The following is a 17,915-nucleotide window of genomic DNA, read 5'->3' on the forward strand; positions in this document are numbered from 1 at the left end:
TTGAGGCTTCGTCAGTAACGCTGTCCGGGAATCCAGTCGGTGCCGACCAGCGGCACGCGGGCGATCGCGGCCGCTTCGACCGTCAGGGCGACGAGATCTTCCGGCTCGAGATTGTGGATGTGGCTCTTGCCGCAGGCCCGCGCGATGGTCTGGGTCTCGAGCGTCAGCACCGACAGATAGTTGGCCAGCCGGCGGCCGGCGAGCATCGGGTCGAGCCGGCGCGCCAGTTCGGGATCCTGCGTGGTGATGCCGGCGGGGTCGCGGCCCTCGTGCCAGTCGTCATAGGCGCCCGCATGGGTGCCGAGCGCCGCGTAGTCCTTCTCCAGGCTCGGGCTGTTGTCGCCGAGCGCGATCAGCGCCGCGGTGCCGATCGCCACCGCGTCGGCGCCGAGCGCCAGCGCCTTGGCGATGTCGGCGCCGTTGCGGATGCCGCCGGAAACGATCAGTTGCACCTTGCGATGCATGCCGAGCTCCTGCAGCGCCTCGACCGCGGGCCGGATCGCCGCCAGCGTCGGAATGCCGACGTGCTCGATGAACACTTCCTGGGTCGCGGCGGTGCCGCCCTGCATGCCGTCGATGACGATGACGTCGGCGCCGGCCTTCACCGCCAGCGCCGTGTCGTAATACGGCCGGGAGGCGCCGATCTTCACATAGATCGGCTTCTCCCAATCGGTGATCTCGCGCAGTTCCTCGATCTTGATTTCGAGATCGTCCGGCCCGGTCCAGTCCGGATGCCGCGACGCCGAGCGCTGGTCGATGCCGGCCGGCAGCGTGCGCATCTTGCCGACGCGCTCGGAAATCTTCTGGCCGAGCAGCATGCCGCCGCCGCCGGGCTTGGCGCCCTGGCCGATCACGATCTCGATCGCGTCGGCGCGGCGCAGATCGTCCGGATTCATGCCGTAGCGCGACGGCAGGTACTGATAGATCAGCGTCTGCGAGTGGCCGCGCTCCTCCTCGGTCATGCCGCCGTCGCCGGTGGTGGTGCTGGTGCCGGCCAGCGTGGCGCCGCGGCCGAGCGCTTCCTTGGCGGCGCCGGACAGCGAGCCGAAGCTCATGCCGGCGATGGTGACGGGAATCTTCAGTTCGATCGGCTTCTTGGCGAAGCGGCTGCCCAGCACGACGTTGGTGCCGCACTTCTCGCGATAGCCTTCGAGCGGATAGCGCGACATCGAGGCGCCGAGAAACAGCAGGTCGTCGAAATGCGGCAGCCGCCGCTTCGAGCCGCCGCCGCGGATGTCGTAGATGCCGGTCGCCGCGGCGCGCTGGATTTCGGAGATGGTGTAGGGATCGAACGTCGCCGAGACCCGCGGGGTGGTGCGTGGAGAATTTGCAGACATGGTCTTACCCGTCAGTAGGAGGCGGCGTTGTCGACATGGAAGTGGTAGAGCTCGCGCGCCGAGCCATACATCCGGAAGTCGTCGACCTTTGCTGATCCGTCGAGCCCGGCGCGGCCGAGCAGGCCGGCCAGCCGTTCGCGGTCGGCCTCCGTCATCGGCTTCTCGATGCAGTCGGCGCCGAGGCTTTTGACCTCGCCGCGGACGAAGATCGTCGCCTCGTAGATCGAATCGCCGAGCGCTTCGCCGGCATTGCCGAGCACCACGAGGTTGCCGGCCTGCGCCATGAAGGCGCTCATCGAGCCGATCGAGCCCTTCACCAGAATGTCGATGCCCTTCATCGAGATGCCGCAGCGCGCCGAGGCGTCGCCGTCGATGATCAGCAGGCCGCCGCAGCCGGTGGCGCCGGCCGACTGGCTGGCGTCGCCCATCACATGCACGGTGCCGGACATCATGTTCTCGGCGACGCCGGTGCCGGCATTGCCGTGAATTCGCACGCTGGCGAATTTGTTCATGCCGGCGCAGTAATAGCCGACATGGCCCTTGATATCGATTTCGACCGGCACGTTGATGCCGACGCCGATGGCGTGCTTGCCTTGCGGGTTGTCGATCTCCCACGCGGTCTCGTTGGTATCGGGCGCGAGCCGGTGGAGGGCTTGGTTCAGCTCGCGCACGGAGCTGACGGCGAGGTCACAGACAGGCATTACGAACGTTCCCAGGCATAGACGGTGGCGGGTTCGGGCTCGAACACCCGCGCTTTTTCGATCGCGGGCAGCACCGACAGGGCGCGAAATTCCGAGCCGAAGGCGACGTAGTCGTCGGACTCGGCCATGATCGCCGGCTTGCAGGCGATCGGGTCGCGCAGCACGGCGAAGCCGTTGCGGGTGCCGACCACGAAAGTGAAGAAGCCGTCGAGATCCGAGAGGCTGGAGGTCAGCGACTGCTTGAGGCTGTCGCCCTTGCTCATCCGCCAGGTCAGATAGCCGGCGGCCACTTCCGAGTCGTTCTGCGTCGCGAAGCTCATGCCTTCGCGTACCAGCGTGCGGCGGATGCTGTTGTGGTTCGACAGCGAGCCGTTGTGCACCAGGCACTGATCCTCGCCGGTCGAGAACGGATGCGCGCCGTTGATCGTCACCGCCGACTCGGTCGCCATCCTTGTGTGGCCGATGCCGTGGCTGCCGGCCATCCCGGCCAGCGCGAATTCGCTGACGACGTGTTCGGGCAGGCCGACGTCCTTGTAGATCTCCATATGGGTGCCGACGCTGACGAGCTGAATCTGCCCCGCGCGACTCTTGACCCATTGCAGCGCTGCGGCTTCCGCGTCGCGCGGCAGCGACGCCACGATGTGATTGGCGCGGATGCTGAGATCGACCGGCACGCCGAGCGCCGCCGAGAACTCGTTCGCCAGCGCGGCGGCCGCGCCGGCGTCCTCGGCGCGTAGCGTCAGCTTGACGTGATCGTTGTTACCGGCGCCGTAGACGGCGACGCCGGCGCTGTCCGGGCCGCGCGCCGTCATCGTCACCAGCATCTTCGACAGCATGTCGCCGAGCGCGGGCTCCAGCGCCTTGTTTTTCAGGAATAGTCCGACGATTCCGCACATCCGATTGCTCCTTGCTGGAGCGACCATAGGCGGGAACCGTCCGGCGGGTCAACTGGGGGGAACAGAAGTTTCCTGCTGAGAAACTAGCCCGACGGCCCGAATTTGCGGCAGGGGGCACTTTGGCATCGTCCCTCAGCTCCGCGGATAGACGATGATCGACAGATAGGTCATCGGCAGTTTCACCAGCGTTTCCGGGCCGTGCAGCGCGCCGGAATCGAACAGCATCGAGTCGCCGGGCCGCAGCCGATAGGAATTGTCGCCGTGGCGGTAGATCACTTCGCCGGTCAGCATGTAGATGAACTCCATGCCGGCGTGCTGGAACGCGGTGTGGGTGCTGGCGCCTTCCTGCAGCGTGATCAGATAGGGCTCGACCACGACCTCGCCGCCGATCACATGGCCGAGCAACTGATACAGATGGCCGGCCTTGGAGCCGCGGCGCTCGATCGCGACGCCCTGCTTGGCGCGGACGAAGGAGCAGTCGCGCCGCTGCTCGGAGGCCGCGAACAACAGGCTGAGCGGCACGTTGAGCGCGCCCGCGATCGATTGCAGCGTCGACAGCGACGGCGAAATCTGGCCGTTCTCGATCTTCGACAGCATTCCGGCGGAGATCTTGGAGGCGCTGGAGAGGTCCGATACCGAGAGATCCCGCTCGCGTCGGATGGCGCGGATCTTGGCGCCGAGCGCGCGTTCGAGGCTTCGTTCGGTGTCCTGCGGCGCGTTCGAGCCGGTGCGATATTCGGGCGCGCCGCGGGTCGGCTCTGCGGATGGCTTGTCTGGTTTCGGCGTCTTCATCTGCTTCCGGCCTTTGATGGTGTTCTGCCTTTCGTTGTTAAAACGCATATTCCGCAGCCCAGCACCACCCTCGTCAGAGCCGGCGGTCGGCCGACGGCGTGCGCGCGAAGCGCTGTTTGTAGACGCGCGAGAAATGCGTGAGGCTGACGAAGCCGCAATCCGCGCCGATCTGCGTCACCGGCAACGAGGTCTGGCGCAGCAGAATCCGCGCGCGCTGCAGCCGGATCAGCAGATAGCGCCGCTCGATCGTCGTCTTCAGATGGGTTGCGAACAGCCGTTCGAGCTGCCGCAGCGAGACGCCGGCGGCGCGGGCGATCTCGGTCCGGCTCGCCGGCTCGCGCAGCCGGCGCTCCATCAGCTCGATGGCGGCTGCCACGCCGGGATGACCGAGCCGGGCGCGCTCGCGCGCATGCGGCCGCTGGCTGGAATCGCCGAGCCGCACATTGGTCTGCAGAAACCAGTCGCTGACCTTGGCGGCCAGCTCCGGGCCGTGGTCGCGGCGGATCAGCGCCTGCATCATGTCGAGGCCGGCGACGCCGCCGCCGCAGGTCAGGCGCTCGCGGTCGATCTCGAACAAATTGCGCGTCAGGTCGAGATGCGGAAACGCCTCGGTGAAGGCCGGCGCATGCTCCCAATGGATGGTGCAGCGATAGCCGTCGAGCACCTTGGCGCGGGCGAGAATATAAGGACCGCCGGAGATGCCGCCGATCGCCACCCCGCGCCGCGCCAGCGCGCGCAGCCAGGTCATCGTGCCGCGATCGGAGAATTTGGTCGGATTGCCGCCGGCGCAGACCAGCACGATGTCGAAATCCTGCGCGCTGTCGATCGAACAGTCCGGCTTGATCGACAATCCGCTGGAGGCGGCGGTCGGCCGGCCGTCGATCGAGACGTGAAACCATTCATACAGCGTGCGCCCGGCGATGTTGTTGGCGGCGCGCAGCGGCTCGACCGCGGAGGCGAACGACATCAGCGCGAAGCCGTCGATCAGCAGGAAGCCGACCCGGGACGGGCGCGAGGCCGGCAGCGACGACGTCTTTGGCAATGGCGTTCCTGGGCAAGGGGATGTCGTTTTCAGTCTATAGCGGGTTTCGCCGATGCGCGACAGTGCAGGCCGAAGGATCAAGCATGCGCTATTCGCTGTTCTCGCTTCTCGGCAACACACTCGGCGGCCACAAGGGCTGGCAGCCGACCTGGCGCGACGCCGCGCCGAAGCCTTCTTACGACGTGGTGATCGTCGGCGGCGGCGGCCATGGACTCGCGACGGCGTATTATCTCGCCAGCCGCTACGGCGTGCGCAACGTCGCGGTGCTGGAAAAGGGCTGGATCGGCGGCGGCAATATGGGCCGCAACACCACCATCATCCGCTCCAACTATCTGTTGCCCGGCAACATCCCGCTCTACGAGCTGTCGATGAAGCTGTGGGAAGGGCTGGAGCAGGACTTCAATTACAACGCGATGGTCAGCCAGCGCGGCGTGCTGAACCTGTACCACTCCGACGCCCAGCGCGACGCCTATGCGCGGCGCGGCAATGCGATGCGGCTGCACGGCGTCGACGCCGAATTGCTCGACCGCGACGGCGTGCGCAAACTCTATCCGTTCCTGAATTTCGACGACGCCCGGTTTCCGATCCAGGGCGGCCTGCTGCAGGCGCGCGGCGGCACCGCGCGGCACGACGCGGTCGCCTGGGGCTTCGCCCGCGGCGCCAGCGATCGCGGTGTCGATATCGTGCAGAATTGCGAAGTCACCGGCATCACCATTGTCGACGGCCGCGTCACCGGCGTGGAGACCACGCGCGGGCCGATCGCTGCGGGCAAGGTCGGGATCGCCGTCGCCGGCTCGAGCTCGCGGGTCGCGGCGATGGCCGGGATGCGGCTGCCGATCGAATCCTTCGTGCTGCAGGCGATGGTGTCGGAAGGGCTGAAGCCGATCATTCCGGGCGTCATCACCTTCGGGGCCGGACACTTCTATATCAGCCAGTCCGACAAAGGTGGCCTCGTGTTCGGCGGCGATCTCGACGGCTACAACTCCTACGCGCAGCGCGGCAATCTGCCGACCGTGGAAGACATCTGCGAGGGCGGCATGGCGCTGATGCCGGCGATCGGCCGCGCCCGCATCCTGCGCACCTGGGCCGGCCTCTGCGACATGTCGATGGACGGCTCGCCGATCATCGATCGCACGCCGACGCGGAATCTCTATCTCAACGCCGGCTGGAATTACGGCGGCTTCAAAGCGACGCCGGGCTCCGGGCTGGTGTTCGCGCATCTGCTCGCCCGCGACGAGCCGCATCCGGCGGCGACCGAGCTGCGGCTCGATCGTTTCGCGCGCGGCGCGGTGATCGACGAAAAGGGCCAGGGCGCCCAACCGAACCTGCATTGAGGGCGCGATGAGAATTCCCTGCCCGTATTGCGGTTCGCGTGACGTCTCCGAATTCAGCTATCTCGGCGACGCGGCGCCGCAGCGGCCCGATCCGTCGGGCGACGCAAGCAGCGTCGAAGCGGCGTTCTTCGACTACGTCTATCTGCGCGACAACCCCGCGGGGCCGCACCGCGGGCTCTGGTATCACGGCGCCGGCTGCCGGAGCTGGCTGGTGGTGAGGCGCAATCCCTCGACGCACGAGATCCTCGACGTCGCGCTCGCGGCGAAGGAGCCTGTGGCATGAGCGCGCCCGCACGCCTCACAGGCGGCCTGATCGATCGCGACAAGCCGCTGCGATTTTCCTTCGACGGCACGGCGATGACCGGCTTCGCCGGCGACACGCTGGCCTCGGCGCTGGTCGCGAGCGGCACCCGTCTCGTCGGCCGCTCGTTCAAATATCACCGGCCGCGCGGCATTTTCTCCGCTGGCTCCGAAGAGCCCAACGCGTTGGTCGAGCTGCGCAGCGGCGCGCGGCGCGAGCCCAACACCAAGGCGACCACGGTCGAACTCTACGACGGCCTCGAAGCGCACAGCCAGAACCGCTGGCCGTCGCTCGCCTTCGATCTGCGCGCGGTGCATCAGTTCGCGTCGCCGCTGATCGTCGCGGGGTTCTACTACAAGACCTTCATGTGGCCGGCGTCGTTCTGGGAAAAGCTGTACGAGCCGCTGATCCGCCGCTCCGCCGGCCTCGGCCGCCTCAGCGGCGAGCCCGATCCGGATACATACGAGAAGGCCACCGCGTTCTGCGACCTGCTGATCATCGGCGCGGGGCCGAGCGGGCTCGCCGCGGCGCTGGCCGCTGGCCGCGCCGGCGCGCGGGTGATCCTCGTCGAGGAAGATTTCGGGCTCGGCGGCCGGTTGCTGTCCGAGCTCTGCGAGATCGACGGCATGCCCGGCACGGAATGGGCGCGGCTGGCGGAAACCGAACTCGCCTCGCTCGGCAACGTCCGCATCCTGCGCCGCGCCAGCGTGTTCGGGATCTATGACGATGAGTTCGGCGTGATCGAGCGCGTCGCCGATCATCTGCCGGTGCCGCCTGCGTTCACGCCGCGGCAGCGGTTGTGGAAGATCGTCGCGCGGGAGTCGCTGCTGGCGACCGGCGCGACCGAGCGGCCGATCGTGTTCGGCGGCAACGACCGCCCTGGCGTGATGCTGGCCTCGGCTGTGCGCAGCTACGTCAACCGCTTCGCCGCAGCGCCGGGACAGCGCGCGGTGGTGTTCACGACCAGCGACGACGGCTGGCGCAGCGCGGCTGATCTGCTGCGTGCTGGCGTCGAGGTCGCGGCCGTGATCGATCCGCGCCGCGACGTCGCTGCTTCCGTCCGCGCGCTCGCCGGCAACGCGCCGGTGCATCTCGGCGCGTCGGTCACCGACGCGATCGGCGGCAAGTCGCTCCGCGCCGTCGAATTCGTCGACGCAAATGACCGACGGCACAAGCTCGGCGCCGATCTGCTCGCGGTGTCGGGCGGCTGGAATCCGAACATCGCGCTCGCCACCCATCTCGGCGGCAAGGGCGAATGGAATCCCGAGACCTCGGCGTTTCTCGCCGCCGGCGCGCCGAAGGCGATGACCATCGCGGGTGCCGCCGCCGGCCGCTTCACGCTGGCGCAGTCGCTGGACGATGGCGCGCGCTGGGGCCTAGACGCAGCCTCGCGCTGCGGCCATGCCGGCGCAGCGCAGCCGATCTATCGTGCCAGCGACGAAGCCTTCGCGGTGACGCCGCTGTGGCAGGTCGCGGGTGTCCGCGGCAAGGCGTTCGTCGATCTGCAGAACGACGTCACGGCGGATGATATCGAGATTTCGGCGCGCGAGGGCTTCCGCTCGGTCGAACATCTCAAGCGCTACACTACGCTCGGCATGGCGACCGATCAGGGCAAGACCTCCAACGTCAACGGCCTCGCCATCATGGCGGCGCTGACCGAACGTGGCATCGCCGCCGCCGGCACTACGCGCGCCCGGCCGCCGCAGGTCCCGGTCGCGATCGGCGCGTTCGGCGGCCTCAGCACCGGCAAGCATTTCAAGCCGACGCGGCTGACGTCGACCCATGACTGGTCCGCCCAACAGGGCGCGTCCTTCGTCGAGACCGGGCAGTGGCTGCGCGCGCAATGGTTCGCGCAGCCCGGCGAAACTGAATGGCTGCAAAGCGTGTCGCGCGAAGTGACCGAGGTGCGAAGCCGCGTCGGCATCTGCGACGTCTCCACGCTTGGCAAGATCGCGCTGTGCGGCGCCGATGTCGGCGTGTTTCTCGATCGCGTCTATATCAACACCTTCTCCACGCTCGCAGTCGGCAAGGTGCGCTACGGCGTGATGCTGCGCGAGGACGGCTTCGTGATGGACGACGGCACCACCGCGCGGCTCGCCGAGGATCACTACGTGATGTCGACCACCACGGCGAACGCCGTGAAGGTGATGCAGCATCTCGAATTCTGCCATCAGGTGCTGTGGCCCGAACTCGACGTGCAGATGGTGTCGGTGACCGAGCAGTGGGCGCAGGTCGCGGTCGCCGGGCCTCAGTCCCGCGCGCTTCTGCAGAATCTGTTCGGGCCGGGCGTCGATCTGTCGGACACGGCGTTTCCCTATATGGCGTGCGGCGAATTCCGCCTCGGCGATGTGCCGGCGCGGCTGTTCCGGATCTCGTTCTCCGGCGAGCGCGCCTACGAGATCGCAGTGCCGGCGGGCTATGGCGATGCGCTGATGCGCGCGCTGATGACGGCGGGCGAAGGCCTCGGCGTGGTGCCCTACGGCACCGAGGCGCTCGGCGTGATGCGGATCGAGAAGGGCCATGCTGCCGGCAACGAACTCAACGGCCAGACGGTGGCGCGCGATCTCGGCCTAGGCCGGATGATGTCGACCAAGAAAGACTTCATCGGCCGGGTGATGGCGGGCCGGCCCGCGCTGATCGATCCGGCGCGGCCGACACTGGTCGGGCTGCGGCCGGTCGACCGCAACGACCGCCTGCGCAACGGCGCGCATCTGTTCGCGCCGGGCGTAACGCCCGCGCCCGAGACCGATCAGGGCTTCGTGACGTCGTCGGCGTTCAGTCCGTCGCTCGGCCACTGGATCGCGCTGGCGCTGCTGTCGCGCGGGCCGGAGCGGATCGGCGAACGCATTCGTGTGTTCGATCCGATCCGGTCGCATGATTTCGAAGCCGAGATCGTGTCGCCGGTGTTTGTCGATCCGGAAGGAGTGCGGCTGCGTGGCTGAGCTGATGTATCAGAGCCCCTGGCGAGCGCTCGCCCCCCGCGGCAGCGGCGACGGCGTGGTCGCCACGCCGATCGAACGCCGCGGCATCGCCACGGTGATGGCGCGCAAGGGCAGGATCGCCGAGCTGGGCGCGGCCGTGCAACGTTCATACGGCATCGCGCTGTGCGATCGGCCCAAGCGGGTCAGCGCCGCCAGCGTGACGTTTCTCGGCATCGGCCCGGGCAGATGGCTGGCGATCTCGCAGCGGCCGGAGCTCGGTTTCGTCGCGGTGCTCGGGGCGCAGCTCGACGGACTGGCGTCCGTGGTCGATCAGTCCGACGGGCTGGCGATGCTGCGCCTGTCCGGCCCGGCGCTGCCGACGCTGCTCGAAAAAGGCTTTCAGATCGATTGCGCGGCCTTCGCCGCCGACGATTGCGCGGTGACCAGCGTGCATCACATCGGCGCGACGATCTGGGCGACAGGCGACGGCGGCTTTGCGGTCGCGGTCGCGCGCAGCCTGGTCGGCGGATTTCTGCACTGGCTCGACACCTCCGCGGCCGCCGGCGGCCTCGCGGTCGCGCCCGATCGAGGTTGAAGCCTCTCGTTCTGTTCTGAATTCGACGCGGATTCCCCGCGCGCTTCCGCATGGAGTATCTTCCGATGCCTCACACCAATGTCGTGCTGTCGCTGTCCTGCCGCGACCAGCCGGGAATCGTCGCAGCCGTCGCCAAGGCGCTGTTCGACGCCGGCTGCAATGTCGTCGAGGCGCATCAGTTCAACGATGCCGAGACGCATCTGTTCTTCATGCGGATGCGGTTCGCGATGCTGAAGCCGGACGCCAGCATTGCGGCGCTCGAGGCCGCCTTCGAGCCCGTCGCCGACGAGTTCGGCATCAATTGGACGATGCGCAGCCTCAGCGAGAAGCAGCGGGTGATGATCCTGGTGTCGAAATTCGATCATTGCCTCGCCGATCTGTTGTATCGCTGGCGCAGCGGCGAGATCGCGATGGACATCGCAGGCATCATCGCCAACCATCCGCGCGAGACCTACGCGCATCTCGATCTCGACGGCATTCCGTTCCACTATCTGCCGGTCACCAAGCCGACCAAGATGGAGCAGGAGGCGCAGGTCTGGGAACTGATCCGCGCCGCCAACACCGACCTCGTCGTGCTGGCGCGCTACATGCAGGTGCTGTCGGACGGGCTGTGCGCCAAGCTCGCCGGTCGCTGCATCAACATCCATCATTCGTTTTTGCCGGGCTTCAAGGGGGCGCGGCCGTATCACCAGGCGTTCGAACGCGGCGTCAAGCTGATCGGCGCCACCGCGCATTACGTCACGCCCGATCTCGACGAAGGCCCGATCATCGAGCAGGACGTCGAGCGCATCAGCCATCACAATTGCGTCGAGGATCTGGTGCGCAAGGGCCGCGAAATCGAACGCCGCGTCCTCGCCCGCGCCATCACCTGGCACATCGACGGCCGCGTCATCGTCAACGGCACGAAGACGGTGGTGTTCAAGGATTGAGAAAACTCTGAGTCGTCATCCTGAGGTGCGCGCCCTTGCGCGCCTCGAAGGATGCGGCGACGGGTAGCGCATCCGTGCCTGCGGCCCATCCTTCGAGGCCCGTCGTACCGCGCGTTGCGCGCTACGACGGGCGCCTCAGGATGACGTGGTAACAGTCGAGCGACCGCGTCTATCAGTAAGAAGGCCTGCCTTACAGCTTCAGCTCGTGCCGCCCCACCACCATCCAGTGCACTTCATCCGGACCGTCGGCGAAGCGGAGGTGGCGGACGTCGGTGTACATCTCGGCCAGTGGGGTCCATTGCGAGATGCCGGTGGCTCCGTGCATCTGGATCGCCTGGTCGATGATCTTGCAGGCGCGCTCGGGCACCATGGCCTTGACCATGCTGACCCAGACGCGGGCTTCCTTGTTGCCGAGCACGTCCATCGCCTTGGCGGCCTTCAGCACCATCAGCCGCATCGCCTCGATCTCGCAGCGGGCCTGCGCGATGATCTGCAGATTGCCGCCGAGATGCGCGATCTTCTGGCCGAAGGCTTCGCGGGTGAGGCCGCGCGCGACCATCATGTCGAGCGCCTTCTCGGCCTTGCCGATGGTGCGCATGCAGTGATGGATGCGGCCGGGGCCGAGCCGGAGCTGCGAGATCTCGAAGCCGCGGCCCTCGCCGAGCAGGATGTTCTCCTTCGGCACCCGCACATTGTTGAAGCGCATGTGCATGTGGCCACGCGGCGCGTGGTCGTGGCCGAACACGTGCATCGGGCCGATCACTTCGACGCCGGGGGTGTCGACCGGCACCAGGATCTGCGACTGCTGCTTGCTGGGCGCTGCGGTCGGGTCGGTCTTGACCATCACGATCATGATCTTGCAGCGCGGGTCGCCGAGCCCGGAGATGTAGTACTTCTCGCCGTTGATCACCCACTCGTCGCCGTCGAGCTTGGCCGAGGTCGAGACGTTCTTGGCGTCGGAGGAGGCGACGTTCGGCTCGGTCATCACATAGGCCGAGCGGATCTCGCCGTTCAGCAGGGGCTTCAGCCACTTCTCCTTCTGGGCCGGCGTGCCGACGCGTTCCAGCACTTCCATGTTGCCGGTGTCGGGCGCCGAGCAGTTCATCACTTCGGAAGCGAGCGGCGCCTTGCCGAGTTCGGCCGCGATATAGGCGTAGTCGAGATTCTTCAGGCCTTCACCGGTGTCGGCGTCGGGCAGGAAGAAGTTCCAGAGGCCGACTTCCTTCGCCTTGTTCTTGGCCTTGCCGAGAATTTCGAGCTGCTTGTCGGTGAACGACCAGCGGTTCGGGTTGCCTTCGCCGGCCGCCTCGAATTCGTGCGACATCGGCTCGACGGTTTCGGCAATGAACTTCTTGACGTGGTCGTACAGCGGCCGGACCTTCTCCGACATCCGCAGATCGTTCAGTTCGTCTTCGGGTGCAAGGGTGTAGGGGGTCTGGCGGGGCACATAGGCCAATTCCATCGTATCGTCCTCCCGATGTGATCATCGCGTTTCCCCATCCTGACTGGATGGTTGAGGACCCTTTATAGGCACGAACGCGCGGCGTTGTCGAAGGCCGTGTCGAAGGCCCGCATTGCAGGAGCGCGATAGCAAACGGGCAGCATCTCTCCGCGCGTCATGCCCGGGCTCGTCCCGGGAATCCACGCCTCAACAGCGTCGATGTGATCAAGAGCGTGGATGGCCGGGACAAGCCCGGCCATGACGGAGAATTCCAAAATTGAGGATCTCAAAAGAATAGGAGTGTGATCGGTTGGCAAAATTAGAATTTCATACCAATTTGTCTGATTCAAAGGCATCCATTTCTAATCTGCCGATGCTCGCTTCGTCACAACGAAAACCGTTCATCGCCGTCCGATGCTAGATTCGTTGCAGCTTCGATGACGAGCCCTGCGGCGCGCAACGTGGATATTCCGCCGGGCGATCATTGCGACATTTGCGCGAGGACGGATGATGAAGACGATCGGCCTGATTGGCGGCATGAGCTGGGAGAGCACGGCGGTGTATTATCGCCGGCTCAACGAACAGGTGCGCAAGGCGCGCGGCGGGCTGCATTCCGCCGAGATCCTGATGCGCTCGGTCGATTTCGACACCATCGTCGCGATGCAGACCGCGGGCGACTGGGACGGCGCGACGCGCGTGCTGCAGAAGATCGCGCGGGAATTGCAGGCCGCCGGCGCCGATTGCGTGCTGATCTGCACCAACACCATGCACAAGCTCGCCGATGCGGTGCAGAGCGCGATCGAGATCCCGCTCCTGAACATCATCGACATCTGCGCGCAGGAATTGAAGCAGGCCGGCGCCCGCAAGCCGCTGCTGCTCGCCACCCGCTACACCATGGAACACGAGTTCTATCGCGAGCGGATGCGCCGCCGCCACGGCATCGAAACGCTGGTGCCCGAGGCCGACGACCGCACCGCCGTGCACGACATCATCTTCGGCGAACTGTGCTGCGGCATCATTCGCGACGCCTCGCGGGAGCGCTACATGGAGATCATCGCGCGCGGACGTGCCGCGGGCGCCGACAGCGTGATTCTCGGCTGCACCGAGATCGGCCTCTTGATCCAGCCGGAGAACATTGATCTACCGGCTTACGATTCGACGCTGCTGCACGCCGATGCGGCCGTCGATTTCGCGCTCGGCGACGGGCCGCTCGGCCGCGCCGACGCAGCCTAGAGCCGCGGTTCTGATCCAGTCGGAACCGGAGCCCGGATACTTGATTTCGACGCGCGAACCGGCTTCCGGTTCGCTCGAAAAGCCTCAGAGGGAGACGTCAGAGAATGCGCGCAATGGTCCTGCGGGAACACGGGGGGCTCGACAAGCTCACTTACGATCCTAACTTTCCCGACCCCGACATCGGACCCGGCGACGTCCTGCTGCGCGTGCGCGCGACCTCTCTCAACTATCACGATATTTTCACCCGTCGCGGCATGCCGGGCATCAAGATCCCGCTGCCGGTGATCATGGGGCTCGACGTCGCCGGCGAGATCGTGAAGGTCGGCGAAGGCGTCGACGGCTGGAAGGCCGGCGACCGCGTGCTGGTCGATCCGCTCAACCGCGTCGAAGGCGGGCTGATGGGCGAGACCATGAACGGTGGCCTCGCCGAACTGTGCAAGGCGCGCGCGCATCAGCTCGTCCGCATCCCCGACAATGTCAGCTTCGAACAGGCGGCTGCATTGCCGGTCGCCTACGGCACCGCGCACCGCATGATGACCACCAACGGCCAGGTCAAGGCCGGCGAGAAGGTGCTGATCCTCGGCGCCTCCGGCGGCGTCGGCGTGTGCTGCGTGCAGCTCGCCAAGATCGCCGGCGCCTATGTGATCGCCTGCGCCGGCTCGGCCGAGAAAGGCGAGCGCCTGAAAGAGCTCGGCGCCGACGAAGTCATCCTCTACACGCAGGAAGACTTCATGAAGGTGGTTCGCGAGCGTCACGGCCGGCCGGCGCGAGTCGGCGGCGGCGGGTCGGAGAACGGCGGCGTCGACGTCGTCGTCAACTTCACCGGCGGCGACACCTGGGTGAAGTCGCTGCGCACGCTGAAGCTCGGCGGCCGCATCCTGACCTGCGGCGCCACCGCGGGCTACGATCCGGCCGAGGATCTGCGGGTGATCTGGACGTTCGAATTGCAGGTCCGCGGCTCCAACGGCTGGGAGCGCGACGACATCGAGAAGCTGTTCGCGCTGCTGTCGTCGGGAACATTGACCGCGAAAGTCGATAAGGCCTTCCCGCTGGAGCAGGCGGCGGACGCGCTGGCGATGCTGGAAGACCGCACCGTGTTCGGCAAAGTCGTGGTGACGCCATGAGCGAGCCCCTCGACCAGGCCCAGATCGAGGCGATGCTGCAGGCGTCGCCGTTCATTGCGTTTCTCGGTCTCACGGTGACGTCGCTCGATGCGGCGAAGCAGGAGATCGTGATGCGGTCGCCGATGCGGCCGGAATTCGAGCGCGAGCCCGGCACCAAGCAATGGCACGGCGGCCCGATCGCCTCGATCATCGACACCGTCGGCGATTACGCGCTGGTGATGTTCGTCGGCCGCGGCCTGCCCACGATCAATTTCCGCGTCGACTATTTCCGCCCCGCGATCGACACCGCGCTGATCTCGACCGGCCGGGTGCGCCGGCTCGGCCGCACCGTCGGCGTCGCCGACGTCGACGTCCACGACGAGAAGGGCGCGCTGATCGCGATCGGGCGCGCCACCTATGCGATTTGAATCGATGAGAGTCGCACCGGAGCCGCCATCGCGATGAAGCCGCTCGCCGACAGGATCGCTCTCGTCACCGGCGCCAGCCGCGGCATCGGGCGCGCGATCGCTGTCCGGCTGGCGCAGGACGGCGCCGTCGTCGGCCTGCATTATCGCGCCGAGCGCGACAAGGCCGCCGAGGCGCTCGACGAGATTCGCGGCGCCGGCGGCGACGGCTTCCTGATCGCCGCCGATCTCGCCGCTGCCGACGGCGCGGCGCAGCTCGCCGAAGCGCTGATCGCCGAGCTGCGCAGCCGGCGCGATCCGCCGGTCCTCGACATCCTCGTCAACAATGCCGGCATCGATGACCGCAAGACCATCGAACAGGTCACCGAAGCCGATTTCGACCGGATGCTGCAGGTCAACTTCAAGTCACCGTTCTTCCTGATCCAGAAGCTGCTGCCGGTGCTGGCCGATGGCGGCCGCATCATCAACATCTCGTCGATGGCGGCGCGGCTGTCGTTTCCCAATATGCCGGTCTACGCGCCGACCAAGGCGGCGCTGTCGACGCTGAGCCGCATCCTCGCGGCGCATCTCGGCCCGCGCGGCATCACCGTGAATGCGGTGCTGCCGGGCGCGACGGCGACCGATCTCAACCCTGCCGCGTCCGATCCGCAGCGCGCCACCGCGCTCCGCGACAGCATCGCGCTCGGCCGCATCGCGGGCCCGGACGACATCGCGCCGATCGTCGCCTTCCTCGCCTCGAAGGACGGCGGCTGGATCACCGGCGAGACCATCGAAGCCAGCGGCGGTCAGCGCCTATGAGATGCCCGACCGGCCGCGAGGGGTGTTCTGCGATGCCGGGGTCGGGCCGGAACAATCTTCCATCCGCGGCGCGCGCGACAGCACGTGTGGTCCAAACATTACAAAGCGGCGCCTCGTCGTCTTTCGCGTCGCCGCGCCTCTCCTGTAGACAGGGCGCGGGCTCCGCGTCGAAGGCAGGTGGGTAATGGACCGGATCGATCTGAAGATACTCGGGTGCTTGCAGGAAGACGCCATGATGCCGGTCGCGGCGGTGGCGGAGAAGGCGGGGCTGTCGACCTCGCCGTGCTGGCGACGGATCCAGGCGCTGATCGAGAAGAAGATCATCCGCCGCCGGGTCGCGCTGCTCGACGCCGTCATGGTCAACGTGCCGGTGACGGTGTTCGTCACGCTGAAGACCAGCCGGCATCACAGCAAATGGATGACCTCGTTCGCCCGCGAGATCGCCAAGATCCCGGAGGTCACCGAATTCTACCGGATGAGCGGCGAGGTCGACTATCTGCTGCGCATCGTGGTGCCCGACGTGGCGGCCTACGACAACGTCTACAAGCGGCTGATCAGCGCCGCCGAATTGTTCGACGTCAGTTCGAGCTTCGCGATGGAGACGATCAAATACTCCACCGCGCTTCCGCTCAACTACGCGAAGGTGTGAGTCCGAACGCGACAGAAGAGGTGAACAGTTGAACCACGGCAACGATCGGCGGATTGGAGAGAACATGATGGCTATCTATCGAACGACTGCGACCAGGCGACTGGCGACGCTCGCGCTCTGCGCGGGGATCGCCGTCTCGGGGCTCGGCATCGGCGCCGCGACGGCGCAGCAGGCCGATTCGTCGCCGGTGCGGATCGGCGTGCTGACCGACATGTCGGGCCTGTTCGCGGACATCTCCGGTCCGGGCGCGGTCACGGCGGTGAAGATGGCGGTCGACGATTTCGGCGGCAAGGTGCTCGGCCGTCCGATCGAGGTGCTGTCCGCCGATCACCAGAACAAGGCCGACGTCGCCGTGTCGCTGGCGCGCGAATGGATCGACGAGAAGAACGTGGCGATGCTCGCCGATCTGATGAATTCCTCGGTCGCGCTCGGCGTCATGGAGCTGACCAAGACCAAGGATCGTATCGCCATCGTCAACGGCGCCTCGACTTCGGTGATCACCAACGAGAAGTGCACGCCCAACAGCATCCACTACACCTGGGACACCTATGCGCTGGCGCGCGGCACTGCCAATGCGGTGGTCAAGCGCGGCAAGAAGAAATGGGCGATCCTGCAGGCCGACTTCGCCTACGGCCACCAGCTCGCCAATGACAGCCGCCGCTTCGTCGAGGCGGCCGGCGGCAAGGTGGTGTCGGACATCAAGCATCCGATCAACACCAGCGACTTCTCGTCGTTCCTGCTGCAGGCGCAGAGCTCCGGCGCGGACGTGATCGCGCTCGCCAATGGCGGCGCCGACACCATCAACGCCATCAAGTCGGCGGCCGAATTCGGCATCGGCCGCGACGGCAAGCAGCAGGTGGTCGGGCTGGCCATCAACCTCAATGACACCCGCGCGCTCGGCCTCGCCAACGCGCAAGGGCTGCTGCTGACCGAGGCCTGGTACTGGGACCTCAACGACGAGACCCGCGCCTTCGCCAAGCGGTTCCAGGAGAAGTTCGGCAAGATGCCGACCTCGACCCAGGCCGGCGACTATTCCTCGACCATGCACTATCTGAAGGCGGTCGCCGCCGCCGGCACGCTCGACGCCCAGACCGTGATGGCCAAGATGCGCGAGACGCCGATCGACGATTTCTTCGCCAAGGGCGGCAAGATCCGGATCGACGGCCGCATGGTGCACGACATGTATCTCGCCGAAGTGAAGAAGCCGGCGGACTCCAAGGGCCCGTGGGACTTCTACAACATCCTCGAAACCATCCCCGGCGACCAGGCCTTCCGCCCGCTGTCGGAAAGCGCCTGCCCGCTGGTCAAGAAGTAAGCGGTCGCTACGCACCCAAACGTCGTCATGGCCGGGCTTGACCCGGCCATCCACGTCTTTAGCGCGGATTGCGCCCAAAGGACGTGGATGCCCGGCACAAGGC

At 66.7% G+C, this 17,915-nt stretch carries 17 protein-coding genes; 11 read left to right on the forward strand and 6 right to left on the reverse strand.

The features are described 5' to 3' along the window. Window positions 1–11 precede the first annotated feature (11 nt). From SR870_RS22535 to SR870_RS22555, 5 genes are all read right to left on the reverse strand, one after another. Window positions 12–1,337 (reverse strand): FMN-binding glutamate synthase family protein, encoded by a 1,326-nt coding sequence (locus tag SR870_RS22535; RefSeq protein WP_322515718.1) that lies wholly within the window; start codon window positions 1,335–1,337, stop codon window positions 12–14. A gap of 11 nt (window positions 1,338–1,348) precedes the next feature. Then, a complete protein-coding gene (locus SR870_RS22540) occupies window positions 1,349–2,038 on the reverse strand; it encodes a protein glxC (RefSeq protein WP_322515719.1) in 690 nt (229 codons plus the stop codon). Next, window positions 2,038–2,934 carry a glutamine amidotransferase family protein gene (locus SR870_RS22545; RefSeq protein ID WP_322515720.1) on the reverse strand — a complete coding sequence of 299 codons (897 nt, stop codon included), beginning with the start codon at window positions 2,932–2,934 and terminating at the stop codon, window positions 2,038–2,040. The genes SR870_RS22540 and SR870_RS22545 overlap by 1 nt, the downstream gene beginning before the upstream one ends. A 132-nt stretch (window positions 2,935–3,066) precedes the next feature. After that, a complete protein-coding gene (locus tag SR870_RS22550) occupies window positions 3,067–3,726 on the reverse strand; it encodes a helix-turn-helix domain-containing protein (protein ID WP_416221179.1) in 660 nt (219 codons plus the stop codon). A gap of 73 nt (window positions 3,727–3,799) precedes the next feature. Next, a complete protein-coding gene (locus SR870_RS22555; RefSeq protein ID WP_322515722.1) occupies window positions 3,800–4,768 on the reverse strand; it encodes a GlxA family transcriptional regulator in 969 nt (322 codons plus the stop codon). A gap of 83 nt (window positions 4,769–4,851) precedes the next feature. Between SR870_RS22555 and SR870_RS22560 the strand changes: the two genes are divergently transcribed. The 5 genes from SR870_RS22560 (at window position 4,852) to purU (ending at window position 10,848) form a co-directional block, all read left to right on the forward strand. Further along, entirely contained in the window at window positions 4,852–6,102 is a 1,251-nt protein-coding gene (locus tag SR870_RS22560) for a sarcosine oxidase subunit beta family protein (protein WP_322515723.1), read from the forward strand. A gap of 7 nt (window positions 6,103–6,109) precedes the next feature. Beyond that, the gene (locus SR870_RS22565; RefSeq protein ID WP_322515724.1) at window positions 6,110–6,385 is read left to right on the forward strand and encodes a sarcosine oxidase subunit delta; all 276 of its coding nucleotides are present in this window, start codon (window positions 6,110–6,112) and stop codon (window positions 6,383–6,385) included. Beyond that, the gene (locus tag SR870_RS22570; protein ID WP_322515725.1) at window positions 6,382–9,345 is read left to right on the forward strand and encodes a sarcosine oxidase subunit alpha family protein; all 2,964 of its coding nucleotides are present in this window, start codon (window positions 6,382–6,384) and stop codon (window positions 9,343–9,345) included. Before SR870_RS22565 ends, SR870_RS22570 begins: the two co-directional genes overlap by 4 nt. Continuing rightward, entirely contained in the window at window positions 9,338–9,919 is a 582-nt protein-coding gene (locus SR870_RS22575) for a hypothetical protein (protein WP_322515726.1), read from the forward strand. Before SR870_RS22570 ends, SR870_RS22575 begins: the two co-directional genes overlap by 8 nt. 65 nt (window positions 9,920–9,984) lie before the next feature. Continuing rightward, window positions 9,985–10,848, forward strand: a complete 864-nt coding sequence (gene purU / locus SR870_RS22580) for a formyltetrahydrofolate deformylase (RefSeq protein WP_322515727.1) — start codon at window positions 9,985–9,987, stop codon at window positions 10,846–10,848. A 190-nt stretch (window positions 10,849–11,038) separates the two neighbouring features. Here the strand turns inward: purU and SR870_RS22585 are convergent, their stop codons facing one another. Further along, complete coding sequence (locus SR870_RS22585; protein WP_322515728.1) at window positions 11,039–12,310, reverse strand: acyl-CoA dehydrogenase family protein; 1,272 nt, start codon at window positions 12,308–12,310, stop codon at window positions 11,039–11,041. 489 nt (window positions 12,311–12,799) lie between these two features. Here SR870_RS22585 and SR870_RS22590 point away from each other — a divergent pair, with 489 nt between their 5' ends. The 6 genes from SR870_RS22590 (at window position 12,800) to SR870_RS22615 (ending at window position 17,812) form a co-directional block, all read left to right on the forward strand. Next, entirely contained in the window at window positions 12,800–13,522 is a 723-nt protein-coding gene (locus tag SR870_RS22590; RefSeq protein WP_322518350.1) for an aspartate/glutamate racemase family protein, read from the forward strand. 104 nt (window positions 13,523–13,626) lie between these two features. Next, entirely contained in the window at window positions 13,627–14,646 is a 1,020-nt protein-coding gene (locus tag SR870_RS22595; RefSeq protein ID WP_322515729.1) for a zinc-binding dehydrogenase, read from the forward strand. Further along, complete coding sequence (locus SR870_RS22600) at window positions 14,643–15,053, forward strand: PaaI family thioesterase (protein ID WP_322515730.1); 411 nt, start codon at window positions 14,643–14,645, stop codon at window positions 15,051–15,053. The genes SR870_RS22595 and SR870_RS22600 overlap by 4 nt, the downstream gene beginning before the upstream one ends. Window positions 15,054–15,086: 33 nt before the next feature. Beyond that, window positions 15,087–15,848, forward strand: coding sequence for an SDR family NAD(P)-dependent oxidoreductase (locus tag SR870_RS22605; protein WP_322515731.1), 762 nt, complete (start codon window positions 15,087–15,089; stop codon window positions 15,846–15,848). Between the two features lie 184 nt (window positions 15,849–16,032). Continuing rightward, entirely contained in the window at window positions 16,033–16,497 is a 465-nt protein-coding gene (locus SR870_RS22610) for an Lrp/AsnC family transcriptional regulator (RefSeq protein ID WP_322515732.1), read from the forward strand. 64 nt (window positions 16,498–16,561) lie between these two features. Beyond that, a complete protein-coding gene (locus SR870_RS22615) occupies window positions 16,562–17,812 on the forward strand; it encodes an ABC transporter substrate-binding protein (protein WP_416221110.1) in 1,251 nt (416 codons plus the stop codon). Window positions 17,813–17,915: the final 103 nt, after the last annotated feature.

It is taken from the genome of Rhodopseudomonas palustris (assembly GCF_034479375.1).
GTDB lineage: Bacteria > Pseudomonadota > Alphaproteobacteria > Rhizobiales > Xanthobacteraceae > Rhodopseudomonas > Rhodopseudomonas palustris_M.